We start from the raw sequence: 26,607 nt of genomic DNA, 5'->3' as shown, positions 1-26,607 counted from the left end.
TCCTTCCTTCTGAACAAATTATACACAATTCAACAGGCTAGGAGGGAGAGAAATGTTATGATAAGATGGTAAAGTTAAGGAGGAGATTCGTTGTGATATATACCGATAAGACGATTGACCTCATCAACGCAGCGGAAGACCTCATTCGATCTCTCGCTCAAAGTGAAACGGGGCAAGCATATAGATGTGCGAAACAAGCACAGCAAGAGTCAACAGAGGCACAGGCTGTCATTCGCGATTTTCATCAAGTCAAGGAGGACTACGAACTCGTACAGCGATTCGGACGGTATCATCCTGACTATCAGACGATCACGAAAAGGGTCCATGAAGTCAAACGGCGACTTGATTTACAAGAGGAAGTCGCGCAGTTTAAAAAGGCGGAAAAACAACTCGAGACGTTACTCGGACAAATCAGTCTGAAGCTCGCTGGAGAAGTATCACCGCAAATTAAAGTACCGACGGGAAATCCTTTCTTCGATCAAGGATGCGCTGGAGGTTGTTCGACCGGTGGCAGCTGTAGCTGTAGCGGATAACGAAGGTGAAGGGGGTAGGCTGGCGTGATCAAGGAACGAGTGGGACTCATCGTCTATGTCAATGCGATGAAAGCATCCCGTCAATTACGCCGTTACGGGAACGTCTACTTTACGTCTAAACGTGAACGATACGTTCATCTGTATGTCGATTTAGATCAGCATGAACAGGTGATGGAAGTCATTTCGACTCTCCCGTTCGTCGAATCGATCAAACGTTCAGAACGACCGTTCATCACGGAGACGTTCGCGAACAAAAAAGGTAAAATGCCAGAAGAAGCATAATCCATGGAGCGATGAGGACATCCTCGTCGCTTCTTTGTTGAAAGGAATGAAGGAAATGCGAGTCATTTCAGGGGAACGGAAAGGTACACGATTAAAAGCAGTGCCAGGGGATCAAACACGACCGACGACGGATAAGGTAAAAGAATCCTTATTCAACGTCATCGGTCCTTATTTCAACGGAGGACGAGCACTGGATCTGTTTGCAGGGAGCGGTGGTCTTGGGATTGAATCTCTTTCAAGAGGATGCGATGAGGCGGTGTTCGTCGACCAACACCATAAAGCGATCCAAACGATCCAAGATAATTTACGAACGACGCGCTATACGGACCAAGCACGTGTTTTAAAAAAAGATGTAGCGATCGCTTTAACGGAACTCGCATCTGAAGAGCCGTTTAAGTTGATTTATCTAGACCCTCCCTATGCAAAAGAGCGATTGACGGAACATGTCACGTACATAGAGCAACACGATATGCTGACGGACAACGGTGTCATCGTCTGTGAACATGACTCAGCGGTTGAATTGCCGGACCAGATCGGACGACTGGAAGTCGTGCGTCGACTTCGCTATTCCGCTGTCATCTCGATTACATTGTACGAATTCATGGAAGCGGAGGAAGACCACGAATGAAACGAATCGCCATTTGCCCAGGTAGCTTTGATCCGATCACAAACGGACATTTAGACATCATCGAGCGTGCCGTTCCGATTTTTGATGAGATCATCGTTGCCGTACTGAATAATTCTTCGAAGCAACCACTCTTTTCTGTCCAGGAACGGATGGAGTTAATTGCCGATGTGACATCGCACTTACCTCAAATCAAGGTGGATTCCTTTAATGGTCTACTGGTCGATTATGCGGCGGAAGTCGGAGCAACCGCGATTGTACGCGGTCTACGAGCAGTTTCGGATTTTGAATACGAAATGCAAGTCGCTTCCATCAACAAGAAGATGAATGATCAAATCGAGACACTATTCATGATGACGAATAATCAGTATTCCTTCTTGAGTTCTTCGATCGTTAAGGAAGCTGCCAAATATGGTGCTTCCGTTGCCGATCTCGTACCGCCTTCTGTCGAAGAAGCGCTACGTCAGAAATATACGAAAGGAGAACTGTGATGAAAGCTTGGAAACCTGCCTTAGCAGCAATCATCGCTGCCTTGATCGTATTTTTCGTACCGCTTCCCTATTTCATCTCCTATCCGGGTGACGCGACGTCGACGGAAGATTTGATCGATGTGTCTGGAGGCGACAAGGAACCGGGAGATTTGATGATGCTGACGATCGCACAACGCCGGGCCACGCCTTACTTTCTCATTGAAAGCTTATTTCTACCGTTCTCCGAAACATCGAGTGTAAGTGATTATCTGTACGACGGCGAGTCGGACGCGCAGTATGAAACGCGTCAGAAGCTGTATATGGAAGAAGCGCAACATAACGCAACGATCGAAGCGTATGAATTGGCGGATCAAAAGGTCGATGTCGATTTCGAAGGGGTCTACGTCTCCGGCGTCATTCCCGGTGGTCCAGCCGAGGGGAAACTGAAGGCAGGGGATCGGATTACAAGTGTTGACGGAAAACCGATTACGTCATTTGAAGGTTTCATGAAGACGATTCAAGCGAAAAAAGCCAAAACAGCTGTTCCGATTCAGTTCACGCGTAAATCGGAAGACAAGAAGACGACGATTCGAGTGGATCAGTTATCTAAAGAGGTCAAGCGAGTCGGACTAGGTATTTACGAACCGCTTCCGATCTCAAACGTGACGACGGATCCTGATATTGCGTTTCAGGTCGAAGGTGTCGGTGGACCATCTGCTGGAATGATGTTCACCCTTGAAATTTATGATCAATTGACGCCGGGGGATTTGGCGAAAGGGCATAAAATCGCTGGCACGGGAACGATTGAAGAAGGCGGCAAGGTGGGACCGATTGGCGGAGCATGGCAAAAGGTCGTCGCTGCTGACGAGGCAGGAGCAGAAATCATGTTCGTGCCAGCAGGAGAGAACTACAAAGAAGCAAAACCATCCATCAAAAAACTCGGAACGAACATGAAGCTCGTTCCGATCAAGACAGTCGAAGATGCGATTGATTATTTAGAAGAACTTCCAGCAAAATAAGGAAAACGACGGTGTTCGAGCAACGCGTCGTAGCGAGCCAAGGGCAGTGCGTATGCAGCTGTCACTTGGCTCTCTTTCGTTAGCCAAGGATGACTCGTGAAGGTACTGAAGACGGTAGTCCGCGTTTTGATGGTTTTGAGTGCCTGTCGTCCTCGTTCTGAAAAGGCGAGGGGACGAACGAAATCAATATGGTCGTAATCAATCCGTGCGACCTCCTCTGCTGTCGTTGAGGTCAACAGATAGATCAGGGCACGTTGCAGGCTCGTCCGCGTATAACGGCGTGTTTTGACGTGATTCAGAAAGGTCTCGAATGTCGTTGCTTGTTTAGCCCCTTCGATGAGTCGTGGTGCTAACGAAGCGTCGATCCCAGCGATTCGCATCAACTCGGCTACTGGAGTCGTTAGTAGACGTTGTCGAATCCATGGATAATAATGCGAGAAGTTGGCGAAAGAGGCACTTGCTAAGACGTCTTCGGTCTGTTCAGGAAGTGCGAGCAGCTGACCGTGTGTCTGATGATGGGCGCGTATCGCGGTGGCGCTCATGATGTCCCCGGTGGATAAGTCGTGGTAGCCACTTCCAATCCGTTTCGTCGTGTGAAGCGATAGGGTATTTGCGGCGCGAGCGTAATAATAGCCAAGCGTATTGTTCGGTTGTGTCAAATCAAGCGTCCGTGAGACGCTCCTGAATGCTTGACTGGCGGCGTGAGCAGAAGAGAGACCCGCTGATAATCCATCGTGTAACGCTTGCTTGTATGCAGGTGTCTCTTCGATCTGTTCCGCTGCTGCATGGAGAAAAGGTTCGATATCTCCGCACTCGCTTCCAAACGAAAGCGACTGACAGCCGATTGTCTCGGCAATCGTTACACCACCGAGTGCAAAGCGATCAGCACGCTGGACAGCAAAATAGAAGGGAAGTTCAAGAACGAGATCGATGGCACCGCTCGCGACGGCTGCCTGAGCACGTGTCCACTTATCCGTAAAGGCGGGCTCACCACGCTGCATGAACGTCCCGCTCATGATGGCGACGATGACGTCGGCATCCGTTTCTCGTCGTGCTGTCGTCGCTTGATAATAGTGTCCGTTATGAAACGGATTGTACTCTGAAATGATAGCTGTCATCCTCATGAAAACTTTCTCCTTTGCAAACCGAATTAAGTGCGGTAATATGGATAAAGACGTCCAAAAGTGTTCGTTCTCTAGCGATTTCAGTGTAAAGAAAAAACATTGACAAAACAAGATGTCCTCTCTATAATTCATATTGTTGCAATTGAGGTGATTCGGATGAAATGGTCCCTGATGCAATTGAATAAATTGCGCAATCTGGGTCAACTTCAGGTTAACGAGACGATCGAGCTCAATGAGCTAGTCGCCCTCCATCCGGATATCCGGGCGGTGCAACCTGTGCACGTTCGTGCAAATGCATCGTTTACATCGAATCAATTAATATTCAATCTTCGGATTACCGGCGAAATGACGCTTCCGGATGCCCGGACGCTAAATGACGTCGCTTATCCATTCGAGATTGAATCCATCGAGCCATTCCTGCTCGAGGTCGATGCTGTTTCGAACGAAGCAGATGACATCAACGTGCCGATCGGGAATACGGTCGATCTTCGACCGCTCGTGCAAGAATTGATTTTACTTCATGTGCCAGTGCAAGTGCATGGGGATGATGAAGAGAATCAGTTGGTTGAGGGGGAAGGCTGGACGATTCTTTCTGAAGAAGATCCAGAGGAAACCGAACCAAAAATCGATCCGCGACTCGCGGGTCTCGCTCAGTTCTTTAAAAAAGATCAGGATTCCTGATTTCTGAAGTAAAGGCGAGTGTATTTTTTCAAGGAGGTGGACAACGATGGCAGTACCATTCCGCAGAACGTCGAAAACACGCAAACGTCTTCGCCGTACTCATTTCAAACTCCGTGTACCAGGTATGGTCGAGTGCCCAAACTGTGGTGAAATGAAACTTTCACACCGCGTTTGTAAAGCATGTGGCTCGTACAAAGGTAAAGAAATCGTCAGCAAATAAGCTGATTGATCGGTATAAAAGCGACCTTCGAATCGAGAAATCGGTTTTAAGGTCGCTTTTTTCATGAAAGGGGATATGAATAGATGAATGTTGGAATCATTGGCGCGGGTGCCATCGGGTTATTGCTTGCCTCTTATTTATCGGAAGATCATGCAGTCACGCTTTATGTGCGACAAGAACAAGATGAGGAACGACCAATCATTCGCGATGGACAAGCGAGTCGTCTCGTACGGATCCGGAAGATTGATCGGCTCGAGTCAGAAGACTTGGTGTTTGTCGCGACAAAGTCGTATGATATAAAAAGTGTGATTCCATTCCTTAAACGGCTGACGTGTCCCGTCATGTTCCTGCAAAATGGAATGGATCATTTGAAATGGAAAGAGCAATTGCCGCATGTCTTATTTGGTATCGTCGAACATGGTGCCATGCGCACTGCACCGTTTGAAGTCCAGCATACTGGAAAAGGACGCATCCGCTACGGGAATCAAGAGGTAGCGAACTTGTCGTCAAAGCAGCTGTGCTTTGAATTCGAGTCAGATATGGAAGCTGTCTTATTGACGAAGCTGTTCATCAACGTCGTCATCAATCCAGTGACGGCTTATTACGGTGTTGAGAATGGATCCTTATTAGAGATGCCTTATCGAGAAGAAGCCCGTCAATTATTTGACGAAATGCGGACGATTTTCCCGCACCATGACATTATTTATTCCGAAATCGAGCGGATCATGAAGAATACGAGCAAAAATCGTTCTTCCATGTTACGAGATCTTGAGTATGGACGACGAACGGAAGTAGAACCGATACTTGGATACGCATTACGTCAGGCGACGACTGCGACGCCACGTTTATCTTTTTATTATGAACAGATCAAACAGAGGGAGGGTCCGCGGTGACAGTCTTCATCATTTTTCCTTTATTCAGCCTGATTGCGTTGTATCTCGTCTTTCTACTTCTATTTCGGAAACATGGGAAGGCCGTTCGATTTGCACTCGACTTTGGAACATTCATCGTTCTGTATGCGATTCATGTTGCATTGATTGCCTTGACCGGAACAAATTACTTAGGGTGGATCGTCATCGTCGTGTTGTTGGTGTTTGCGTTGAATGCACTCTGGCAACGAATTCGTCAACTTGATGTTGATTTGAGACAAATGATTCGCCACAGTTGGCGGATCATCATCTTGCTGGCATTACCCGTCCATTTCATACTGTTCGTACTCGGTATTCGTCAACTGTTCATCAGCTGACCAGTTAGGTAAGAAAGAAGGGATTTTGTTTGAAGGTACAACCATTTGAAGCCTTATACGATGATAACTCGTTGATGCATCGTGCTTCACGAGAAGAATTCTTAACATATGTCGACCACCTTGGAGAGAGTGGTTTAGCGTCGAGGAGCCGTTTGCTTGAAGAACGTCACTACCCGCATCTTGCGGCACTGACAGACGAACTCGAACGCCAAAATCCGAACATGACGGAGCGTTTGCGGGAACGTGTCGCGAAGCTTCGTACGGGTGAAGCTCAAGTTGTCATTACAGGGCAACAAACGGGTATCTTTGGCGGACCATTATATGCCATCTATAAATTGTTGACCTGTCTGAAGGTCGCGCAGCAGGCGGAAACGACACTTGGGCGACCTGTCGTTCCGATTTTTTGGCTCGCGACCGAAGATCATGATTTTGATGAGATTAACCATGTTTACGTTCCGACAGCGGATTATCAAACGCGTAAAATCGCTGTCACACCTTCAGAATCGATTGCCCGCTCGGTCAGTCGGCTCTCTTTTGATCAAGCAGCACTTCTTGAAATCATCGAAGAGGCATTCCGAGCAATGCCAGAAACGGTTCATACGAAACAATTAGTTGCGCGCCTGAAGCAACTCGTTGAAGCGTGTACATCGTATGGGATGTTTTTCTCACAACTGATCGGTGAATTGATCGATTTTGATGTCGTCTTCTTTGATGCGGATACACATTCTGTCCGTGAACTCGAGATTCCGTTCTTTGAACGGTTGATTCAAGACAATACGGAATTTAGACGAGCATTGACGGATGGTATTTCACAGACGCAAGAGTTACCGGATACATTCTTGAACGAGGAAGCGGCGCATCTTTTCGTCGATGATCACGGTCGTCAGTTGCTGTATCCGACAGCAGACGGATTCGAGACGAAACAAGGAAAGCAATATACGGAGCTTGAATTGATCGCGTTGCTGTACGCCAGTCCGGAACGTTTCTCCAACAGTGTCGTCACACGTCCATTGATGCAGGATTACCTGTTCCCGACGCTTGCCTATATCGGGGGTCCGGGGGAGTTAGCATACTGGACACGCTTACGACCGCTCTTTCATCACCTGAATTGGACGATGCCGTTATTGATTCCCCGCATGGGTGGGTTACTCGTGCGTCGTACCGATGAAAAACGTCTTGCTAAACTCGAGGTGTCGCTCGAAGAAATCGTCCGATCAGGCGTTCCGATTCCGCTCTATTCAGAAGAGAAAATGACAGGACGTATGCAGACGGCAGCAATGTTAAAAGACAGTTTCGTCTCCGAATTCCTTTCGCTCGAACAGGATCTACTGCGGACATCGAGTAAGAGTGAGAAGGTCAAGAGACAGCTCGATCAAGCAGTCGCTAGTCTACTGGCAGAAGATCGACGTCGGTTCGATCGACAAACACGGCAATATAAAGAGACGGGTTATCATCTTCTTCCTGATGGAGCGCTGCAAGAGCGGATTCATTCTGTCCTCCCGTGGTTGAATTACCATGGTCTTGATTTTGTTCGGGACTTAAGAACAGCCTATGAAGCAAATGCGAGTGATCAACTGAAGATTTTCCTTTAAACCTGCTGAAACTAGCAGGTTTTTTCTCTTTTTTAGCGAAAATTACACAAAAGTTAAATAAATCAAGGAAACTGTCTCATTTTCGTAACGTTTTCACGAGAGAATGTGATACATTGAAAAAGAGTAACGTCCTTCAAGGACAGTGAAAGGTGAGGCAGGACATGTTTGAGCATGAAACAGTATTGAAATGGGAGTCGATCGAAGGACTCGCGATTAAACCCGACGGTATTTACGTCGATTGTACATTAGGTGGAGCAGGACACAGCGAAGAGATCGTCAAGCAATTGACGACAGGTCATCTATACGCATTTGATCAAGATGATGTCGCCCTCGCTCATGCAGCAGAACGTCTCGCGGCGTATGAAGGTCGCTTTACTTTAATAAAGAGTAATTTTGCTTATCTGAAAGAGCAATTAGCAGCACATGGCGTCGAGAAAGTGGACGGCATCTTATTCGATCTCGGTGTCTCTTCACCACAATTAGACGAAGGGGAACGAGGATTTAGTTACAATCACGACGCACGTCTCGACATGCGCATGGATCAATCTTCTCCACTTTCTGCTTACGAAGTCGTCAATGAGTGGCCGTACAATGATCTCGTACGTATCTTCTTTACATACGGGGAAGAGAAATTCTCGAAACAGATTGCGCGCAAAATCGAAAAAGCGCGGGAAGAGCGACCGATCGAGACGACGTTCGAACTCGTCGAATTGATCAAGGATGCGATTCCGGCACCAGCACGACGTAAAGGTGGTCACCCTGCGAAACGGACATTCCAAGCAATCCGGATCGCCGTCAATGATGAACTGAATGTCTTTGACCGTGCAGTACACCAAGCCATTGATTTATTACGGGTCGGTGGACGTCTATGTGTCATTACGTTCCATTCACTTGAAGATCGCATGTGTAAACAAGCAATCAAAGAAAAATCATCACTACCCGAGCTTCCACCGGGGTTACCGATGATTCCCGTCGAAATGGAGCCGGAACTCCGACTCGTCACACGCAAGCCGATTACGGCTGGTGTTGAAGAGCTCGATGATAACCGTCGCGCCCGATCGGCAAAATTACGAGTTGCTGAAAAAATGAAAGAAACTTGAGAGGAGCATTCCAATGGCAGAACCACTTCGTAAATCGGTCCAAACGGTTCAACCCGTTCGTCAACAACCTGTTCAGGAACCACGAAAGACGGAAGATATCGCGCGTCGCGTCGCCGTCCGTCCGAAGTATCGCTTGTATCCCTTTGAAAAATTCTTATACAGCGCGATGATTGGTGGTCTTGTGTTATTTGGGAGTTTGACGATCAGTACGCATAACGAAGCGTATAATGTGAGCCGTGATTTAGCGAAAGAGAACCAAGTCACACAATCACTCAAAAAAGAAAACGAACGTTTACAACTAGAGGTCACGAACTTAAGCTCTCCGGAACGGATTTATAAGATTGCAAAAGAACAGGGTCTTGATATGCGTAAAGGGAACATCAAGGTGATTCCTAAATGAATCCACTGAAAAAATCCCGTTGGAGAGTAGCCTTTATCATGGTGATATTTGCTACTCTCTTTTTTGTGTTCATTGGCCGATTTTTGTATTTAGCAACGACAAAACAGTTCCACGGTGAAGATATGATTGCATATGCGGAAAAGAAACGATGGGAGTCTCAAGAAACGCTTGGAGCAGAACGTGGCGAGATTTTCGACCGTCTCGGTTCCCCGATTGCGATCAATATTCCATCCTATCATCTGATTGGCGTTTATCGACTTGGTGGTGTCAAAGATCCAGATGAGACGATCGTCGACTTTAAAAAGACGGCTGAAGGTCTTGCGCCGATTCTTGGGATGACGACGAAGGAACTGGAGACCTATCTGATTGAAAACAAAGACCGTTCTCAAATTGAATTCGGAAAAAAAGGAAATGATTTGACGCTTGATCAAAAAGAGAAGATCGACAATCTGAAGCTTCCTGGCATCCGGATGATTGAAGAGCCGAAACGATACTATCCGAACGGCATCTTCTTGTCTGATACACTGGGGTTCGTTCAAAAGATCACCGAGGAAAATGGTCGGGTCGCTTTACAAGGTCAGATGGGAATCGAGAAGCAGTATGATAATGCTTTAAGTGAATCTTACGGAGCCCGTGTCTTTGAAAAGGATCGTAGCGGTAATCCGCTGATTCAAGGTGCGTCACGTGTCTCGAACGAACCGAAGGATGGATCGAATCTCTATTTGACGATCGATCATCGAATCCAACAGTCGCTTGAAAAAGAGATGCAAAAAATGTACAACACGTACAAACCGAAAAATGCGACAGGTATCGTCATGGATGCGAAGACTGGTGAAATCCTCGCTATGGCGGATCGCCCATCGTTCAACCCGAATTTACGTGATATGAAAGATTTCACGAATTTTGCCGTCTCGTCACGATTCGAGCCAGGTTCAACGATGAAAATCTTTACGCTCGCAGCGGCGATTGATGCGGGAGTCTTCCGTCCGAATGAGATGTATAAATCGGGTAGTTATAACTACAAAGGAACGGTCATCAAGGATTATAACGATGTCGGTTGGGGAACCATTCCGATGATTGAAGGGGTCTATCACTCCTCAAACGTCATGTTCTCGAAGTTGACAGCAGAAAAACTTGGGATCGAACGGTATAAAGATTATTTTAAGAAGTTTCATTTTGACCAACGAACGGGTATAGACATCTCGGGAGAAGTAAATAGTCAATCCGACTTGTCTAAACCGTTGAATGCGCTCATCACCTCATGGGGGCAATCGACTGCGGTCACGCCGATGCAATTGCTTCAAGGAGCGACAGCGATCGCTGGAGACGGCGAGATGGTCAAACCGCATATCATCCAAAAAGCGGATCATACGGATAAGGCACCATACCGAGCGAAAACAGAGGTCGTCGGTAAACCGATCTCCGCTGAAGCGGCAAAAGCAACACGCGAAGCACTCGACGGTGTCGTCAATAGTAAGCTTGGTACAGGTCAAATGTATAAGTTGAAAGATTACCGGGTCATTGGGAAGACCGGAACGGCTCAGATTTCTGAGAATGGAAAGTATATTCAAGGACAATTCATTCACTCGTTTATCGGTATGGCCCCCAAAGATGATCCGGAATTGATCATGTACATCGCGGTAGATCGTCCATCGAAAAACGAATCATCTGTTTCTGGTCCGCTCATCATGAGTCCTGTGTTCAAAAGTGTCATGAATACGGCACTACAGTATCGTAGTATCCAACCGGAAACGCAAAAGGATTCGGTGGATGTCAAAGCGAAGATCACGCCAAGTTATATCAAGAAGAGTGCTCGACAAGCGACTGATTTAGCAAAAGAACAAGAGGCAGTTGCGATCATCCTAGGCGATGGTGCTGAAGTCGTTTCACAGATTCCATCCCGTGGACAGGAATTCGTCAGCGGAGAACGTGTCTTGCTGAAAACATCAAATACGTTCAAGATGCCGGATTTGACCGGTTGGTCGCAACGAGATGTCAAAAAGCTTGTCAGCTTATATGATTTGAAGCTCGACGTCATCGGTAAAGGTTTTGTAACCAAACAATCGGCTCGAACTGGTACACTAGTGAAGGAAAATGGAAAGTTGACGGTCGAACTAGCTGAACCTAAAGAGTAACGGTAGAGCAAGTTTCCTGATTTCTACAGGAAGACGAGGACGAACAGGAGTCATTCGTTGACTTTTGCATTCGTCCTCTTTTGCTGTCATCGAATGGAGGTATATATCATGTTAACAATTACGCAACTCGCTGAATGGTTGCATCTCGATGTCAAAGATGATCGTATCGTTCGTCATTTTGCAACGGATTCACGCGCACAACTGGAAGACGGTCTCTATGTTCCGATTCAGGGAGCACGCGTCGATGGTCATCGATTCCTTGAAGGTGCAAAAAACCAAGGAGCGATCGTCACCTTATGGAAGAAAGGCATTGATCGACCAGACATCGATATCGTTTTCTTGGAAGTCGATGAACCATTGGTTGCCCTGCAACAAATCGCAAAACGATACTTAATGCAGATTGCGCCGAAAATTGTCGCCATCACTGGATCAAATGGGAAGACATCGACGAAGGACATGGTCGAGAGCGTACTCAAGACGACGTTTAAGACACATAAGACACAAGGAAACTTCAATTCGGATATCGGAATGCCATTAACGATTCTCATGATGCCAGCTGATACGGAAGTCGCTGTGCTTGAGATGGGAATGAACGGGTTTGGCGATATTGAATTCCTATCGAATCTAGCTGAGCCAGATATCGCACTCGTCACGAACATCGGCGAATCGCATGCGGAGCAAGTCGGTGGACGCAGTGGCATCGCCAAAGCGAAGCTTGAGATTCAATCCGGACTCAAACCAGGTGGTCATTTATTCGTTGATGGTGACGAACCACTTCTCGCAGAAGTCGAAGCGGAGAAGATCGGCTATCAAATCGGAAATACGTACCGGATCGAAACGAAGGAAGCAACGTTCTTTGGAACGACCTTTACTTACGATGGCACCGCTTTTCACCTACCAGTGCTAGGGAAACACCAAGTCCGAAATGCAGCATATGCAATTGCGACAGCACGTGCACTTGGCGTGACGGACGCCCGGATTCAAGAAGGGTTCGATGCGGTTGAATTGACACCGATGCGGATGGAACGATTACTCTTTGAAGAGACTGCGGTCATCAATGATGCGTATAACGCGAGTCCGACATCAATGAATGCAGCGATTGAGACGGTCACTGCGCTGGAAGGGTATACGACACGCGTTCTCGTCCTCGGCGATATGTATGAATTAGGGGACCAAGAACGCTTATTACATGCCTCGGTCGGAAAGCGGATTGCGTTACCTGTCTCGCATGCTATCCTAGTAGGGGAGAAAGGCGCGTGGATTGCTGAAGGAATCAGCGACCCGTCTGTTCAAATCCAATTCGCGACAACCGTCGAGGATGCTGCAAAACGATTGCGTCCATTGCTCGGAGAACGAACAATCGTTTTATTGAAAGCGTCACGTGGGATGGCGCTTGAACGGATATTAACCTATCTGAACGAAAACTAATTTTTGAAAAAAGGGTGTCTGCTATGATCACATTATTCATCAGTCTTATTCTTGCATTTCTTGTTGTACTACTCGTCATGCCAAAGGCGATTCCATTTCTACACCAATTGAAGTTCGGTCAGGAAATTCGGGAAGAAGGACCGCAATGGCATCAGGTCAAATCCGGAACACCGACGATGGGTGGAATCGTCATTCTTGTCGCGATGATCGTCAGCGTTCTCGGTGCAGTCGTCATGGGCGATCTATCGACGACACAATTATCGTTACTGTTTTTAACACTTGCTTATGGCGTCATCGGCTTCATTGATGATTACATCAAAGTCGTCAAGAAACGTAACCTTGGTCTGAATTCGAAACAAAAATTAATTGGACAAATCGTCGTCGGATTGTTATTCGTCTGGTTGAGCGGTGGATTCACGAGTGATGCGACGTATCTATCGATTCCATTTACCGATTTTGAGCTTGATTTCGGTATCGTCTATCCATTTGTTGCCTTGTTCTGGTTAGTTGGCTTCTCAAATGCAGTCAACTTGACGGATGGATTGGACGGTCTCGTATCATTCACAGCGATTCCAACATTCTTGTTCTTCGGATTATACAGTTGGTTTATCGCGGATGAAGTAGGCGCTGCTTGTTTTGCTTTCTCAGCAGTCGGTGCATTGATCGGATTCTTGTTATTCAATGCGCACCCAGCGAAGATCTTCATGGGAGATACAGGTTCACTTGCACTCGGTGCTGCACTAGCAGGTCTATCGATTGTCTTAAAACTGGAATTACTACTCGTCTTAATCGGTATCGTGTTCGTTGTCGAGACATTATCCGTCATTCTACAAGTCATCTCCTTTAAGACGACAGGGAAACGGATTTTCAAAATGAGCCCAATTCACCATCACTTCGAAATGGTCGGTTGGAGCGAATGGCGGATCGTCGGTACATTCGCAGGAATCAGCTGTTTGATGGCATTCATCGCCTATCTATTCGTGTAATAAAAAAGAAGAGAGAAAGTGAGCGATTCAACAATGGAACAACGACAATGGAATGATCAAAAAGTGCTCGTTCTCGGAACGGCGAAAAGTGGAATCGCAGCAGCTCGGTATTTAGCGAGTGTTGGTGCAGAGGTAACGGTCAATGACGGGAAAACGCCGTCCGAGAGTGATCAAGCGACGCTTGCATCGCTCGACGTTAAGACGGTCTACGGTGAGCACCCGCTCACACTACTCGACGACATCGATTTGATCGTCAAGAATCCAGGAATTCCGTATCACATTGATCTGCTACAAGAAGCCTTGCGACGCGATATTCCGGTTTGGACAGAGGTAGAACTGGCGTATCAAGCAACCGATGCGACGTGGATTGCCATCACAGGATCGAACGGGAAAACGACGACGACGACGCTTGTCCATGAATTGTTGAAAACCGGTACGCGGCGTGTACATTTGGCAGGAAACATTGGATTCCCGGCAATTGAAATCGCATGTCAGGCGAAACAGGACGATATCATCGTCATTGAATTATCAAGTTTTCAATTGATGGGGATCGAGCAGTTCCGACCATACACGGCAGCGTTTTTGAATTTATCACCGGCGCATCTGGATTATCATGGTGATTTTGAATCGTATGGCGAAGCGAAAGCCCGGATCTTTAAGAACATGAAAGAAACGGATCGTCTTGTCTTGAATGCCGATGATACGTCCGTTAATGCGCTCGGAAAGACTGCTGAAGTAACGCCACTCTTGTTCTCTCGTCGTCAATCGGCGTACGCAGAAGTCATGAACGATACGTTGACAATCAATGGGACGAGTATCTTACCTGTTGATGAACTGGCTCTCGGTGGTGGGCATAATGTCGAGAACGTTCTCGCAGCCTTAACACTCGTCGAACCGTTTAACTTAGCATTATCTGACGTTCAACACGTTCTACGGACGTTTGGTGGTGTAGAGCACCGGACACAGTTCGTCGGTGAAATTGCTGGTCGAAAAGTTTACAACGACTCAAAAGCGACGAATAATGTTGCAACAGAAGCGGCGTTGTCCGGATTTACGGCACCTATCATCTGGTTATGTGGCGGACTCGAGCGTGGAGCGGATTTGACACCGTTACTCGATTCAATGAAGCACGTCAAACACGTCATCGGACTTGGTGAGACGGGTCATCGATTCGGAACGCTTGCGTCAGAAAATGGCTATACGTCGACCGTTGTTGAGGCGATGGATGAAGCGGTGAAAGTCGCGTTTGAAGTGTCACAACCCGGCGACATCATTCTTCTGTCACCAGCATCTGCAAGTTGGGATCAATACAAGACATATGAAGAGCGCGGCGATCATTTCGTTCGTGCCGTACATGAAGTAGGAGGAACAACAGTATGAAAATCGTCGTCTCTGGAGGCGGTACAGGCGGTCACATTTATCCGGCACTCGCTATGATCCGGGAGCTCGAACAACGCATGCCGTGTGAGGTCCTCTATATCGGAACAGAAAATGGTCTCGAGGCGGATATCGTCCGTCGCGCGGGAATCCCATTTGAATCGATTGAGATTTCTGGCATCCGTCGTTCCTTGTCGTTCGAAAACGTCAAGACCGGTATCCGGTTCGTCAAGAGCGTCCGGCGTGTTCGTCGACTACTGCGTCAGTTCCAACCGGATATCGTCGTCGGTACAGGTGGATTCGTTTGTGGACCGGTATTGTATACGGCTGCAAAAATGGGTTTCAAGACACTCGTTCATGAACAAAACAGTTTACCTGGTATCACGAATAAATTCTTAGCTCGGTATGTGGACCGGGTTGCACTCTCTTTTAAAGGGTCTGGACATCACTTCGGTAAGAATGAAGCGAAGACGGTTTTAATTGGAAATCCGCGTGCTTCTGAAGTGGCAGAGCTCAACATCAATCCGCTTGAAGAGCGACAACGTTTCGGTTTTGAGGAAGGACGCCCTCTCATCGTCATCTATGGCGGTAGTCGTGGCGCACCCGCAATCAACGAAGCAGTCGTCGATATGATGCCAAAGGTCGAGCAAGCAGGCTGGTCGCTCCTCTTCGTTACGGGTCAAATTCATTACGATACGATTGTGTCACGCGTCGGTTCCGTACCAGAACGCATTCAACTTCGTCCATTCGTATATGATTTACCGAATATCTTAAAAGCCAGCCAACTCGTCATTTCGCGTTCGGGAGCAAGTACGCTTGCAGAGCTGACGACACTCGGCTTACCGAGTGTGCTCATCCCAAGTCCTTACGTGACGGAAAATCATCAAGAGGTCAATGCCTCATCGCTCGTCGAGACAGGTGCGAGTCTATTGATTCGTGAACAGGAACTGACAGGTGATCGGTTGTTTGAGGCATGTGAAAAAGCGTTAGCACAACAACAAACGATGTCTGAAGCGGCGCTTGCGCTCGGTATGCCGAACGCTTCACGGGACTTGGTTGATGAATTGTTACGATTGACGGCACAAAAAAACTAAACTATTGCAGGAAAAGACCGATAGGGAAATGAACTGTTACGTATGGAGGGGGAATGAGACGTGAGGGAACGGAGAGCGGTCGGACGACCACAAGAGGACGAGAATGTCCGTAGTCTCGAGGATAAGATACCTTATATCCGTGAACAACGTCGCAAAAAAGCCAACCGAAGACTCATTTATGTCCTGATTCTGATTGGTCTATTGGTCGGTGTCGTCTTTTATCTACAATCGAGTTATTCTCGGGTTGCTCGATTTGATATCGATGGTAACGTCAATGTGAAGTCTGCTGATATCTTGCAAGCGTCCGGGATTAAGGTGAAGGAAACACACGCCTTTAATGTATCGGAGGAAGACGTTCTTGAGCGAATCGAGAAGGTTCCGGGTATTCAAGAAGCGACGATGCAAAAACAGTTTTTGCATCAATATCGCGTGACGGTGACGGAAGAGAAAGAGATTGCTTACGCGAAAGATAAACCGGGAGACCGGATCGTGCTTGCGGACGGGACGATCATTCCTGGAAAGTCGAAGGAAGAACTATTCGATGCTCCGATCTTGACAGGATTCACGGATCAGTCATTAAATCGATTGACGAAGGAACTTGTTAAAATCGAGCCGAAAGTACGGAGCCGAATCTCAGAAATCGTCGCAAACGATAAGACGGACAAAGGCGGTCTGAAGTTATTCATGACGGATGGGAATACGGTATTACTCAGTACGTCTGCCTTTTCAAATTCCTTGAATGAATACGTGAAGGTCATTTCTGCCTTACCGAAAGGAAAGACGGGAACAATTACAATTGATGGCGGTATCTATTTCAAACCATATAAAGGGAAAAAATAGAAGATTCGTAAAGGGTTGACGAACAAAAAAACAAACGTGTGTTTTCATTCGTCGACCGTTGTTCGAATCGTCATCAAATCGTAATCTATTCGAACGCTAAGACGGGCAATAACTTCTTTTCGTAAGTATTTATATAGTGTAGACTTAAACGAGAAGAAGCCTGTCCTGTTCCTAGAATATAATTAGGAATAAAAAGGATTAGTATTATGAAAGTGGAGGTGTCACTCCCATGGAAACGAAAGGTACGATTGCCGCACTCGACATAGGGACATCGGAGGTGAAACTCATCGTCGGTGAACTACTTGGTGGAACGCTGAACGTTCTTGCTGAAGGTTCTGCACCATCCGCGGGTGTTAAACGAGGTGTCATCGTTGACATCGATCAAACGGTACATGCCATTAAACAAGCGGTCACGGAAGTGGAACGTACACTTGGTGAACCAATTGGTGAAGTATATGTTGCTATCTCTGGCGAACACATTCAAGTGAAGGATTGCCAGGGGATGACATCAATCAAAGGTGAGGACAATGAAATCACGGATGATGACGTGAAAGATGTTCTGCATTCTGCGATGGTCATGCGAATTCCAAACGAACTCAGTGTCGTCGATGTCCTGCCGAAGACGTTTACGGTCGATCAGCAAACGGAGATCACTGATCCTAGAGGAATGATTGGTTATCGTCTCGAAGTAACAGGGAAGCTCATCATCGGAGCAAAGACGATCCTACATAGCATTAAACGTTCCATTGAACGGGCTGGTTTAGAGCTTGCTGGATATGTGCTGGAGAGTTTAGCGGTATCTAGAATCGCAGCATCGATTGATGAACTCGAACTCGGTGTCGGAATCATCGACATCGGACATGAGACGACGACACTTTCCATCTATGAAAAGAATGATCTCGTCTACTCGACGACGTTGCCATACGGTGGCGATCATCTGACACGTGATTTGACGTATAAGATGAATTGTAAATATCAAGATGCGAAGCTCGCAAAAGAAGAGTACGGTGTTGCACTTGAAGCACTCGGTGATCCGGAAGAGAAAGTTTCTTACGTCACGATCAACGGGGAACATCGTTTCGAGCCACAATCAGAAATCGGTTTCGTGTTAGAAGCACGACTTGAGGAAATCTTCGAGATGATTCAAAAACGAATGACGCAAGCCGGATACGCTCATATGAACAGCGGTTTAATCTTGTGTGGCGGAAGTTCTTCACTGCCGGGAATCGACCAGCTTGGAAAACGAATCTTCAAGCAGAGCGTCAATGTCTATCAACCTGCTAGTCTTGGTATTCGTCATCCGAAGTACGCCGTCGCAGCTGGTATGTTACGTTATGTACTTTCACGAAGCGCCGTATCGAAATCAGGTTTCGACCGCGCGGAAGAGAAGGAAGTCGTAGCACACGGACGTGAACAGGATGCACTGCTCATGAACGAACAAGCGACACCTGTTCGAGAAGAACGGTCGACACGTGAACAGCCTCCAAAAGAGAAAAAGTCATTCAGCAGTTTCTTTGAGAAATTCTTTGGTTAATGCCTACAAAAAATCCAATGAGTAAAAAATATTAGGGGGCCCTTTTTATGTTGCATTTTGATGAAATGATGGACCAAGTAGCAAAAATCAAGGTCATCGGTGTAGGTGGTGGCGGTTCGAACGCCGTCAACCGAATGATTGAACACGGTGTCCAAGGCGTAGAATTCATCGCAGTAAACACGGATGCGCAGGCATTGAACATGTCACAAGCTGACGTAAAACTACAACTCGGTGCTAAATTGACACGCGGTCTCGGTGCGGGTGCCAATCCGGAAATCGGTAAAAAAGCGGCGGAAGAGAGCCGTGAGCAATTAACAGAAATCCTTTCTGGTGCTGACATGGTCTTCGTCACAGCGGGAATGGGTGGCGGAACGGGTACAGGAGCAGCTCCTGTCATCGCGGAGATTTCAAAAGAGATCGGCGCATTGACAGTCGGTGTCGTCACAAAACCATTCATGTTCGAAGGACGTAAACGGATGCAACATGCTGTTTCAGGTGTCCAGAACTTCAAAGAAAAAGTCGATACGTTAATCGTCATTCCGAACGACAAGTTACTTGAAATCGTCGATCGGAATACACCAATGCTTGAAGCGTTTAAAGAAGCGGATAACGTCTTGCGTCAAGGTGTACAAGGTATCACTGACTTGATCGCCGTACCTGGTCTGATCAACCTCGACTTCGCCGATGTGAAGACGATCATGACTGAGAAAGGTTCTGCTTTGATGGGTGTAGGTGTCGCGACAGGCGAGCACCGCGCGACGGAAGCAGCGAAAAAAGCGATTTCGAGTCCGTTGCTTGAGACATCGATCGAAGGCGCAAAAGGTGTTCTGATGAACATCACAGGTAGTGCGAACCTCAGCTTGTACGAAGTGACGGAGGCCGCACAAATCGTCCAGAGTGCAGCCGATGAGGAAGTCAACTTGATCTTCGGTTCTGTCATCAACGATAACCTAGAAGATGAAATCATCGTCACAGTCATCGCGACGGAATTCGAAAACGAACCACTCGATTTCGAAATCCCATCGGCACAAGAGATGATGAAAAACCTCTTGAAGAAAAAACAAGCGACTCCACCACCAACTGAGGAGTCTAAACCACAAGTCGAAGAGACACCTGTCAGCTCGAATCCTGAACCGGCTAAAGCGCCAGATGTCGAAGAAACGATGGACATCCCATCATTCCTTCGCCGGAATAATCGTTGATCGATGTTCCAGTGACACGACTGCTAAACGATGAGGTGTCGCGAAAGCGGCGCCTCTTTTTTTAAAATCAAAGGAGGCATGAACATGTTTGGACAATGGATCAAATGGGATACACCGACGGGTACCGTACGTGCCGCCTTTACGACGAAGTTCGCAGCCCCTCATGAGAACGGAAATTTAGGATTACATGTCAACGATGATCGCGACGGTGTCATCCAGAACCGACAAGTCATCGCACGTCAGCTTGATCTCTCCCTCGAGAACTCGATTTGGGCACAGCAAGTTCACGGAAATCACGTCGAACAGGTGACGACACTTGACTCTGGGCGCGGTGCTTTGGATTACGAAACAGCGATTCCGGGTACAGATGGATTGGTGACGACCGATTCAAATGTCTTATTGATGATGCTGTTCGCTGACTGTGTGCCGCTTGTCTTCTGTGATCCGACGACAGGAATCATCGCGAATACGCACGCCGGCTGGCGCGGAACTGTCGGCAATATCGTCGAGGAAACAGTCAAGCAAATGGAACGTGCGGGTGCGAGTCGTTCATCGATTCAAATGGTCATCGGTCCATCGATCCGTGATTGTTGTTACGAAGTCGATCAACCCGTCATCGATGCAATCGATGCGCTTGAACTCGATGAGTCTCCTTACATACGCAAGGAAGATGGAAAAGCGATGTTATCGCTACAAAAAACGAACGCTGCGCTAGCTGAGCGTTGTGGAGTCGGTGATGTCCTTGACACAGGTCTATGTACACACTGTCAGGCGGAAGATTACTTCTCTTATCGCCACGGCGACCACGGTGGTCGCTTTGCAAGTTTGATCGTAAAGGAGTCATTGGATGTCAATTCTTGATAATGTACAAGAGGTTACGAAACGAATGCAACAAGCGAGTGAAAAGAGTTCTTCAGAAAAGCAGGTACAGTTGATTGGCGTGACGAAATCAGTCTCAAGTCAAGTTGCTTCTGAATTATTAGCAGCAGGTGTGACCCATCTCGGTGAAAATCGTCCGGATGGATTGCTCGAAAAACAGGCAGAGCTCGGACGAACCGCCTGTACATGGCACTTCATCGGTACGCTACAAACGCGTAAAGTTCGTCAGATCATCGATGCCATTGACGTGCTGCATTCCCTTGACCGTCTTCATTTGGCGGAAGAGATCAATAAACGAACGGACCGAATCATTGATTGTTTCATTCAAGTCAACGTTTCTGGAGAAGAATCGAAGCAAGGCATCGCGCCTGAGGATGTACCGTCGTTCTTACATGAAATCGGTCAGTATCCAGCGATTCGTGTCATCGGACTGATGACGATGGCACCGTTAACGGAAGATACGACGCGTATCCGTGAGGTATTCCGGTCATTAAAAACATTGCAAGAAGAGGTCAAGGCGAAAAAATTGTCGTATGCTCCATGTACGGAGTTATCTATGGGAATGTCGTCTGATTTTGAGATCGCCATCGAAGAAGGGGCGACGTTCGTCCGAATCGGGACGACGCTCGTTCACACCTAAACGAGAAGAAGGGAGAATGGATATGGGTTTTAAATCAAAAATGCAAAATCTATTTCTCGGCAACAGCGACGATTTAGATGAACTTGAATATGAAAATGATGCTACAATAAATAAAGGTAGAGGTGCTTCACAACAAGAGTATGAAGAGTATTACGAGGAATCTACCCCAAGTGTTACTCAAAAGGAGGACAGCGTGAGACAATCGAATATCGTGCCGCTTCATGCGACGAAAAAAACGAAATCGCAAGTCATCTTGAGTGAACCACGTGTCTTCAACGAAGCCCAGGAAATCGGGGAACATCTTCGTCAGAACCGTGCTGTCATCGTCAATATGCAGCGTATGTCAAAAGATCAATCACGACAGATGATCAATTTCTTATCTGGTGTCGTCTTCGCTCTCGATGGAACGATTACGACGATCAGTCAGAATACCCTCCTCTGTGTTCCGAACAACGTCGAGTTAGCTGGTAGCATCTCGAATCTTCTTGGAGAAGATGATATTAATCATAAGGGGTGGTAAGTATGGATTCTCAAGTGATGTACGCAATTGGTCGTACATTGAGTACGTTATTACAGTATTACAGTTACGTCATGATCGTTTATATCCTGCTTTCGTGGTTCCCGAATGCCCGTGATTCTAAATTCGGACAAGTGCTCGCGATGTTAGTCGAGCCATTCCTAGCGCCCTTCCGTCGTATCATCCCGCCTATCGGGGGCATGCTGGATATCTCACCGATTGTAGCCTTCCTCGTCTTGAACTTGGCTCAATCGGGTATCCGAGCAATCTTTTTAGTATGAGCGTATACGATCATTATCGTGGAAGCGAGCGGGAATTCGTCGATTCAGTCTTGAACTGGATCGATCACGTGGAAGCGACCTATACGTTCAAATTAACGGATTTCCTAGATCCACGTGAACAACAAATCACACAAGAACTCGTCGGCTCGAAATGCGCCCTCTTTTTTGAGGGCGGTTTCGAAGGCGCTGAACGTAAACGCGCAATCCTCGCACCAGATTATTATGAATACAACGCGGATGACTTTGACATTTCCATCTATCGCATTCATTATCCTACTAAATTCGTTGAACTTTCTCATCGTCAAGTCACCGGTACATTATTGAACGTCGGATTGAAACGATCTAAATTCGGCGACGTCATCATTCAGGATCAAGTACAGTTTGCCGTCGCGGACGAAGTCGCGACCTATATCGAAGCAAACGTCGAACGTGCAGGGAAGACGAAGATTCGTCTTTCGCGTGTTGAGGCGGAAGACCGTTTGAAAGTGAAGGATCAAGAGTGGGAAGAGACACTTGGGTTCGTCAGTTCACTTCGGTTCGATACGGTCGTGAGTGAAATTCTCGGTTTCTCACGTCAAAAAGCACAGACGCTCATCAAACAAGGTGAAAGTAAGGTCAATTACAAAGTAGTGGATGATTCGAGCTTCATGCTAGAAGAAGGCGACTTGCTTTCCTTGCGTGGAACAGGACGCGTCAAGTTGATTGCAATCCTCGGATCAACGAAACGTGACCGGATCAAGCTACAATACGGTATTTTAAAAGGATAAGATAAATGCGGAGGAGGAATTCATCATGCCATTAACGCCACTCGATATTCATAATAAGGAGTTCACACGAAAGTTTCGCGGCTATGACGAAGATGAAGTGAACGAATTCCTAGATCAAGTCATCAAGGATTTTGAATTGTTGTTACGTGAGAATCGTCAACAACAAGAAGTCATCCAAAACATGCAAGCACGCGTCGATTACTTCAGTTCGATGGAAGAAACATTGAATAAATCGATCATCGTCGCACAGGAAGCGGCTGAAGAAGTCAAAGCCAATGCTTCAAAAGAAGCAAGCTTGATCCTAAAGCAAGCAGAACGTGAAGCAGAGCAGTTGCAAGATGCGGCGCAACGCCGGGCACAACGGACGGACTTCGAAGTAGAGCAAATGCGCAAAAAAATCGAACTCTATCGTAATCGATTCAAAGTATTGATCGATGCGCAGATGGAATTATTGACGAGCCATGACTGGGATGCGTTTGATTTCTCTTCTCGTGGAGCGCTTGACGATGTTCCAGCAGTTGCGTATAATGACGACGATGTCGTATAAATAAAATCAATGACAAGGACACGTCGCATCTTGGACGGTTGACAGCGAATCGGGGAATGGTGGAAGCCCGAGCAACGAAAAAGATGGGGTATCCCCTTGGAGTGCATGACTGAACGTTCGCTGAACAGTAAGTCATGCCGGCTCACTCCCGTTATCGAGTTCTTAAGCGGTCCTGCGTCGTCAAACTGGCGAGCGGGATTAGTAGGGTGGTACCGCGAGTTCAGCCAAGCTCGTCCCTATCTCAGGGATGAGCTTGGCTTTTTTTGTACTTTTAAAGCGAAAGGTGAGAGATGGTCAGATGGATTACAAAGAAACCTTATTGATGATGAAAACGGAGTTTTTAATGCGAGGCAACTTGCCAAAACGTGAACCAGATATGCAAGCACGATGGGAAGAGATGAATCTCTACGCTGCGGTCCAGGAAAAGAATGCTGGAAAGCCAACGTTCATCCTCCACGATGGTCCTCCGTATGCGAATGGTGACATCCACATGGGTCACGGATTAAACAAAGTCTTAAAAGACATCATCGTTCGTTATAAATCGATGAATGGCTTCCAGTCTCCGTACGTGCCTGGTTGGGACACACACGGATTACCAATCGAAACTGCACTTCAAAAAGCCGGTGTTGATCGTAAATCGATGACGGTCGCTGAATTCCGTGAATTATGTGCGAAATATGCGCTCGAACAAGTTGATCACCAACGCGAACAGTTCAAACGCCTCGGCGTTCTCGGTGACTATGACAACCCATATATCACCCTGCAACCAGAATTTGAAGCAGCTCAAATTCGTTTATTCGGGGATATGGCGAACAAAGGCTATATCTACAAAGGGAAGAAACCGGTCTATTGGTCACCGTCTTCTGAATCAGCACTCGCTGAAGCAGAAATCGAATATCAAGATAAACGGTCAGCTGCTATCTATGTCGCGTTCCAAGTCATGGACGGGAAAAACATCTTAGAGCCGACGGATCATTTCGTCATCTGGACGACGACACCATGGACGATTCCAGCGAACCTCGGAATCTCTGTCAGTGCGGAACTGACATATGCGCGGATCGAATATCAAGGAAAAGGCTATATCGTAGCGGAAACACTCGTCCCTGAAGTCATCGAAGCACTCGGATGGGAAGACGCAACAGTCGGACGTATCTTTAATGGTGCGGACTTCGAATACATGAAAGCAAAACATCCATTGTACGACCGTGAATCACTCGTCATGCTTGGCGATCACGTTACAGCGGAAGCGACAGGTGTCGTGCATACGGCTCCAGGTCACGGGGAAGATGACTTCCGTATCGGTCAAGCGTACGGTCTTGACGTTCTTTGCCCAGTCGACGATAAAGGGGTCATGACAGCAGAAGCTCCTGGATTCGAAGGCATGTTCTATGAAGATGCGAACAAAGAAATCGGTCTCGCACTCGAAGAAGCAGGCGCTCTCTTAAAACTGTCGTTCATCAAACACTCGTATCCACACGACTGGCGGACGAAAAAACCGGTCATCTTCCGGGCAACGCCACAGTGGTTCGCTTCAATCAAAGACTTCCGTGCGGAAATCCTTGATGAAATCAAAGGCGTCCAGTGGGTACCAGAGTGGGGCGAAACACGTCTCCACAACATGTTCAAAGACCGCGGCGACTGGGTCATCTCACGTCAACGTGCTTGGGGCGTTCCACTTCCAATCTTCTATGCTGAAGATGGAACGGAAATCGTCACACCAGAAACGATTGATCATATCGCGAATTTATTTGCAGCTCACGGATCAAATGTCTGGTATGAGCGCGAAGCAGTCGACTTGCTTCCTGAAGGATTCACACATCCAGCAAGCCCGAACGGTATCTTCAAAAAAGAAACGGACATCATGGATGTCTGGTTCGATTCTGGTTCATCACATGCCGGTGTCCTTGCGACACGTCCTGAATTGACACGTCCAGCGGATCTCTATCTTGAAGGATCTGACCAATATCGTGGTTGGTTCAACTCGTCGCTATCGACAGCCGTCGCAACGACAGGAAAAGCACCATACAAAGCGGTCGTCAGTCACGGATTCGTTCTGGATGGTCAAGGTCGCAAGATGTCGAAATCGATCGGTAACACGATTGCACCGATCCAAGTCATGCAACAATTCGGAGCAGAGATCCTTCGCTTATGGGTCGCATCTGTCGATTATCAAGCTGATGTCCGGGCATCGATGGATAACTTTAAACAAGTCTCAGAATCCTATCGTAAAATCCGCAACACGGTTCGTTTCCTCCTCGGAAACTTGGATCAATTCGATCCTGCGACGCACCGCGTCGCATTTGAAGACTTACCAGAGTCAGACCGTTTCATGCGGACGAAACTGGACCAACTTGTTGGAAAAGTAAAAGCGGCTTATGATGCGTACGACTTCATGTCGGTCTATCAATTGCTCCACAACTTCTGTGTCCTTGATTTGTCGTCGTTCTACCTCGATTACACGAAAGATATCCTGTATATCGAAAAAGCAGACGCGACATCGCGTCGTGCGGTTCAGACGGTCATGTATGATACAGTCGTTGCCTTATTGCAATTGATGGCACCAGTCTTGCCTCACACAGCAGACGAAGCATGGGAATTCGTACCAGCTGTTGAGACGAAGAGTATCTTCCTGACAGACCTTCCGGAAACGGTCGAAGTCTCAGAAGAAGGACTTGCCCTCATCGAGAAATGGAACGCGTTCCTGACGTTCCGCGATGATGTCTTAAAAGCACTCGAGGAAGCGCGTGTTGAGAAACTCGTCGGTAAGACACTCGAAGCGAAACTCTTGCTTGCACCAAAGGAAGAGACGAAAGCCTTGCTCGGAACAATCGATCATCTTGAGCAGTTACTCCAAGTCTCACAACTCGAATTCGTGGAAACGGCGGATAAGATGTATGAGACGACCGGCATCACGGTTCAAAAAGCTGACGGTGAAAAATGTGAACGTTGTTGGACATATTCGACGGAACTCGGACAAGATCCGGCTCATCCGACGCTTTGCCCACGTTGTACTGAAGTCGTCAATTCTTTATAATGATACAAAGGGAGGGGCGACTGCGACTTCGCAGGACGTCCCTCATTATTTTTG

The 26,607-nt window shown here is 47.2% G+C and carries 28 protein-coding genes and 1 other annotated feature; of the genes, 27 read left to right on the top strand and 1 reads right to left on the bottom strand.

Going from position 1 to position 26,607, the window contains the following annotated elements:
• Positions 1–65 precede the first annotated feature (65 nt).
• The 5 genes from KNQ03_RS04190 to KNQ03_RS04170 are packed head-to-tail and all read left to right on the top strand — an operon-like array spanning position 66 to position 2,929.
• Positions 66–533 carry a YlbF/YmcA family competence regulator gene (locus KNQ03_RS04190; protein WP_217448912.1) on the top strand — a complete coding sequence of 156 codons (468 nt, stop codon included), beginning with the start codon at positions 66–68 and terminating at the stop codon, positions 531–533.
• A gap of 24 nt (positions 534–557) precedes the next feature.
• Entirely contained in the window at positions 558–815 is a 258-nt protein-coding gene (locus tag KNQ03_RS04185) for a YlbG family protein (protein ID WP_023468818.1), read from the top strand.
• Positions 816–861: 46 nt separating this feature from the next.
• Positions 862–1,443: a 16S rRNA (guanine(966)-N(2))-methyltransferase RsmD gene (rsmD, locus tag KNQ03_RS04180; protein WP_149427632.1), complete on the top strand. Its 582-nt coding sequence runs from the start codon at positions 862–864 to the stop codon at positions 1,441–1,443.
• Positions 1,440–1,931, top strand: coding sequence for a pantetheine-phosphate adenylyltransferase (coaD, locus tag KNQ03_RS04175; RefSeq protein WP_029342153.1), 492 nt, complete (start codon positions 1,440–1,442; stop codon positions 1,929–1,931). The genes rsmD and coaD overlap by 4 nt, the downstream gene beginning before the upstream one ends.
• Complete coding sequence (locus KNQ03_RS04170) at positions 1,931–2,929, top strand: SepM family pheromone-processing serine protease (RefSeq protein ID WP_064299609.1); 999 nt, start codon at positions 1,931–1,933, stop codon at positions 2,927–2,929. Before coaD ends, KNQ03_RS04170 begins: the two co-directional genes overlap by 1 nt.
• Here the strand turns inward: KNQ03_RS04170 and KNQ03_RS04165 are convergent.
• A complete protein-coding gene (locus KNQ03_RS04165) occupies positions 2,902–4,053 on the bottom strand; it encodes a tRNA(Met) cytidine acetate ligase (RefSeq protein ID WP_214723661.1) in 1,152 nt (383 codons plus the stop codon). The genes KNQ03_RS04170 and KNQ03_RS04165 overlap by 28 nt on opposite strands.
• A gap of 171 nt (positions 4,054–4,224) precedes the next feature.
• On the opposite strand from KNQ03_RS04165, the gene KNQ03_RS04160 reads away from it, so the two are divergent.
• The 22 genes from KNQ03_RS04160 to ileS all read left to right on the top strand — a co-directional run bounded on the left by KNQ03_RS04160 (position 4,225) and on the right by ileS (position 26,553).
• Positions 4,225–4,734, top strand: coding sequence for a YceD family protein (locus KNQ03_RS04160; RefSeq protein WP_230088521.1), 510 nt, complete (start codon positions 4,225–4,227; stop codon positions 4,732–4,734).
• Between the two features lie 46 nt (positions 4,735–4,780).
• Positions 4,781–4,954 carry a 50S ribosomal protein L32 gene (rpmF, locus tag KNQ03_RS04155; RefSeq protein WP_012370841.1) on the top strand — a complete coding sequence of 58 codons (174 nt, stop codon included), beginning with the start codon at positions 4,781–4,783 and terminating at the stop codon, positions 4,952–4,954.
• 83 nt (positions 4,955–5,037) lie between these two features.
• Positions 5,038–5,847: a ketopantoate reductase family protein gene (locus KNQ03_RS04150; RefSeq protein ID WP_214723659.1), complete on the top strand. Its 810-nt coding sequence runs from the start codon at positions 5,038–5,040 to the stop codon at positions 5,845–5,847.
• On the top strand, positions 5,844–6,200 hold the full coding sequence (locus KNQ03_RS04145) for a DUF3397 domain-containing protein (protein ID WP_023468811.1): 357 nt from the start codon (positions 5,844–5,846) through the stop codon (positions 6,198–6,200). The genes KNQ03_RS04150 and KNQ03_RS04145 overlap by 4 nt, the downstream gene beginning before the upstream one ends.
• A gap of 29 nt (positions 6,201–6,229) precedes the next feature.
• The gene (gene bshC, locus KNQ03_RS04140) at positions 6,230–7,792 is read left to right on the top strand and encodes a bacillithiol biosynthesis cysteine-adding enzyme BshC (protein ID WP_214723657.1); all 1,563 of its coding nucleotides are present in this window, start codon (positions 6,230–6,232) and stop codon (positions 7,790–7,792) included.
• Positions 7,793–7,953: 161 nt separating this feature from the next.
• Complete coding sequence (rsmH, locus tag KNQ03_RS04135; protein WP_029342146.1) at positions 7,954–8,892, top strand: 16S rRNA (cytosine(1402)-N(4))-methyltransferase RsmH; 939 nt, start codon at positions 7,954–7,956, stop codon at positions 8,890–8,892.
• Positions 8,893–8,905: 13 nt separating this feature from the next.
• The gene (ftsL, locus tag KNQ03_RS04130; RefSeq protein ID WP_023468808.1) at positions 8,906–9,292 is read left to right on the top strand and encodes a cell division protein FtsL; all 387 of its coding nucleotides are present in this window, start codon (positions 8,906–8,908) and stop codon (positions 9,290–9,292) included.
• A 65-nt stretch (positions 9,293–9,357) separates the two neighbouring features.
• Positions 9,358–11,427, top strand: a complete 2,070-nt coding sequence (locus tag KNQ03_RS04125) for a penicillin-binding protein (protein ID WP_236627099.1) — start codon at positions 9,358–9,360, stop codon at positions 11,425–11,427.
• Positions 11,428–11,535: 108 nt separating this feature from the next.
• Complete coding sequence (locus tag KNQ03_RS04120) at positions 11,536–12,855, top strand: UDP-N-acetylmuramoyl-tripeptide--D-alanyl-D-alanine ligase (protein ID WP_244290044.1); 1,320 nt, start codon at positions 11,536–11,538, stop codon at positions 12,853–12,855.
• 23 nt (positions 12,856–12,878) lie between these two features.
• A complete protein-coding gene (gene mraY, locus KNQ03_RS04115; RefSeq protein WP_050677532.1) occupies positions 12,879–13,841 on the top strand; it encodes a phospho-N-acetylmuramoyl-pentapeptide-transferase in 963 nt (320 codons plus the stop codon).
• A gap of 33 nt (positions 13,842–13,874) precedes the next feature.
• Positions 13,875–15,221 carry a UDP-N-acetylmuramoyl-L-alanine--D-glutamate ligase gene (murD, locus tag KNQ03_RS04110; RefSeq protein ID WP_149427628.1) on the top strand — a complete coding sequence of 449 codons (1,347 nt, stop codon included), beginning with the start codon at positions 13,875–13,877 and terminating at the stop codon, positions 15,219–15,221.
• On the top strand, positions 15,218–16,312 hold the full coding sequence (murG, locus tag KNQ03_RS04105) for an undecaprenyldiphospho-muramoylpentapeptide beta-N-acetylglucosaminyltransferase (RefSeq protein WP_149427627.1): 1,095 nt from the start codon (positions 15,218–15,220) through the stop codon (positions 16,310–16,312). Before murD ends, murG begins: the two co-directional genes overlap by 4 nt.
• A gap of 60 nt (positions 16,313–16,372) precedes the next feature.
• Positions 16,373–17,152: a cell division protein FtsQ/DivIB gene (locus tag KNQ03_RS04100; RefSeq protein WP_149427626.1), complete on the top strand. Its 780-nt coding sequence runs from the start codon at positions 16,373–16,375 to the stop codon at positions 17,150–17,152.
• Positions 17,153–17,381: 229 nt separating this feature from the next.
• Complete coding sequence (ftsA, locus tag KNQ03_RS04095; protein ID WP_029342138.1) at positions 17,382–18,686, top strand: cell division protein FtsA; 1,305 nt, start codon at positions 17,382–17,384, stop codon at positions 18,684–18,686.
• A 47-nt stretch (positions 18,687–18,733) separates the two neighbouring features.
• The gene (gene ftsZ / locus KNQ03_RS04090; protein WP_029342137.1) at positions 18,734–19,888 is read left to right on the top strand and encodes a cell division protein FtsZ; all 1,155 of its coding nucleotides are present in this window, start codon (positions 18,734–18,736) and stop codon (positions 19,886–19,888) included.
• Positions 19,889–19,972: 84 nt separating this feature from the next.
• On the top strand, positions 19,973–20,749 hold the full coding sequence (pgeF, locus tag KNQ03_RS04085) for a peptidoglycan editing factor PgeF (protein WP_047393727.1): 777 nt from the start codon (positions 19,973–19,975) through the stop codon (positions 20,747–20,749).
• Complete coding sequence (locus KNQ03_RS04080; RefSeq protein WP_149427625.1) at positions 20,736–21,407, top strand: YggS family pyridoxal phosphate-dependent enzyme; 672 nt, start codon at positions 20,736–20,738, stop codon at positions 21,405–21,407. The genes pgeF and KNQ03_RS04080 overlap by 14 nt, the downstream gene beginning before the upstream one ends.
• Positions 21,408–21,600: 193 nt before the next feature.
• Positions 21,601–21,927, top strand: a complete 327-nt coding sequence (locus KNQ03_RS04075) for a cell division protein SepF (protein WP_231496839.1) — start codon at positions 21,601–21,603, stop codon at positions 21,925–21,927.
• A 2-nt stretch (positions 21,928–21,929) separates the two neighbouring features.
• Positions 21,930–22,205 (top strand): YggT family protein, encoded by a 276-nt coding sequence (locus tag KNQ03_RS04070; protein WP_023468796.1) that lies wholly within the window; start codon positions 21,930–21,932, stop codon positions 22,203–22,205.
• Positions 22,202–22,972, top strand: coding sequence for a YlmH family RNA-binding protein (locus KNQ03_RS04065; protein ID WP_214723655.1), 771 nt, complete (start codon positions 22,202–22,204; stop codon positions 22,970–22,972). The genes KNQ03_RS04070 and KNQ03_RS04065 overlap by 4 nt, the downstream gene beginning before the upstream one ends.
• Before the next feature lie 25 nt (positions 22,973–22,997).
• The gene (locus KNQ03_RS04060; protein WP_023468794.1) at positions 22,998–23,519 is read left to right on the top strand and encodes a DivIVA domain-containing protein; all 522 of its coding nucleotides are present in this window, start codon (positions 22,998–23,000) and stop codon (positions 23,517–23,519) included.
• Positions 23,520–23,760, top strand: a binding site (T-box leader).
• A gap of 57 nt (positions 23,761–23,817) precedes the next feature.
• Positions 23,818–26,553, top strand: coding sequence for an isoleucine--tRNA ligase (gene ileS, locus KNQ03_RS04055; RefSeq protein WP_058713764.1), 2,736 nt, complete (start codon positions 23,818–23,820; stop codon positions 26,551–26,553).
• Positions 26,554–26,607: the final 54 nt, after the last annotated feature.

It is taken from the genome of Exiguobacterium sp. s143, from assembly GCF_018618895.1.
Classification (GTDB): domain Bacteria; phylum Bacillota; class Bacilli; order Exiguobacteriales; family Exiguobacteriaceae; genus Exiguobacterium_A; species Exiguobacterium_A abrahamii.
This window is presented reverse-complemented; position numbering and strand designations above follow the sequence as displayed.

Excerpts from the sequence above, each read along its gene's own strand:
- rpmF (WP_012370841.1), top strand. The coding sequence starts at position 4,781 with ATGGCAGTACCATTCCGCAGAACGTCGAAAACACGCAAACGTCTTCGC.
- rsmD (WP_149427632.1), top strand. The coding sequence starts at position 862 with ATGAAGGAAATGCGAGTCATTTCAGGGGAACGGAAAGGTACACGATTA.
- murD (WP_149427628.1), top strand. The coding sequence starts at position 13,875 with ATGGAACAACGACAATGGAATGATCAAAAAGTGCTCGTTCTCGGAACG.
- KNQ03_RS04190 (WP_217448912.1), top strand. The coding sequence starts at position 66 with ATGGTAAAGTTAAGGAGGAGATTCGTTGTGATATATACCGATAAGACG.
- KNQ03_RS04080 (WP_149427625.1), top strand. The coding sequence starts at position 20,736 with ATGTCAATTCTTGATAATGTACAAGAGGTTACGAAACGAATGCAACAA.
- KNQ03_RS04170 (WP_064299609.1), top strand. The coding sequence starts at position 1,931 with ATGAAAGCTTGGAAACCTGCCTTAGCAGCAATCATCGCTGCCTTGATC.
- KNQ03_RS04160 (WP_230088521.1), top strand. The coding sequence starts at position 4,225 with ATGCAATTGAATAAATTGCGCAATCTGGGTCAACTTCAGGTTAACGAG.
- coaD (WP_029342153.1), top strand. The coding sequence starts at position 1,440 with ATGAAACGAATCGCCATTTGCCCAGGTAGCTTTGATCCGATCACAAAC.
- KNQ03_RS04070 (WP_023468796.1), top strand. The coding sequence starts at position 21,930 with ATGGATTCTCAAGTGATGTACGCAATTGGTCGTACATTGAGTACGTTA.
- ftsA (WP_029342138.1), top strand. The coding sequence starts at position 17,382 with ATGGAAACGAAAGGTACGATTGCCGCACTCGACATAGGGACATCGGAG.
- rsmH (WP_029342146.1), top strand. The coding sequence starts at position 7,954 with ATGTTTGAGCATGAAACAGTATTGAAATGGGAGTCGATCGAAGGACTC.
- KNQ03_RS04060 (WP_023468794.1), top strand. The coding sequence starts at position 22,998 with ATGCCATTAACGCCACTCGATATTCATAATAAGGAGTTCACACGAAAG.
- KNQ03_RS04120 (WP_244290044.1), top strand. The coding sequence starts at position 11,536 with ATGTTAACAATTACGCAACTCGCTGAATGGTTGCATCTCGATGTCAAA.
- KNQ03_RS04150 (WP_214723659.1), top strand. The coding sequence starts at position 5,038 with ATGAATGTTGGAATCATTGGCGCGGGTGCCATCGGGTTATTGCTTGCC.
- murG (WP_149427627.1), top strand. The coding sequence starts at position 15,218 with ATGAAAATCGTCGTCTCTGGAGGCGGTACAGGCGGTCACATTTATCCG.
- KNQ03_RS04065 (WP_214723655.1), top strand. The coding sequence starts at position 22,202 with ATGAGCGTATACGATCATTATCGTGGAAGCGAGCGGGAATTCGTCGAT.
- KNQ03_RS04165 (WP_214723661.1), bottom strand. The coding sequence starts at position 4,053 with ATGAGGATGACAGCTATCATTTCAGAGTACAATCCGTTTCATAACGGA.
- mraY (WP_050677532.1), top strand. The coding sequence starts at position 12,879 with ATGATCACATTATTCATCAGTCTTATTCTTGCATTTCTTGTTGTACTA.
- ftsZ (WP_029342137.1), top strand. The coding sequence starts at position 18,734 with ATGTTGCATTTTGATGAAATGATGGACCAAGTAGCAAAAATCAAGGTC.
- pgeF (WP_047393727.1), top strand. The coding sequence starts at position 19,973 with ATGTTTGGACAATGGATCAAATGGGATACACCGACGGGTACCGTACGT.
- ftsL (WP_023468808.1), top strand. The coding sequence starts at position 8,906 with ATGGCAGAACCACTTCGTAAATCGGTCCAAACGGTTCAACCCGTTCGT.
- ileS (WP_058713764.1), top strand. The coding sequence starts at position 23,818 with ATGGATTACAAAGAAACCTTATTGATGATGAAAACGGAGTTTTTAATG.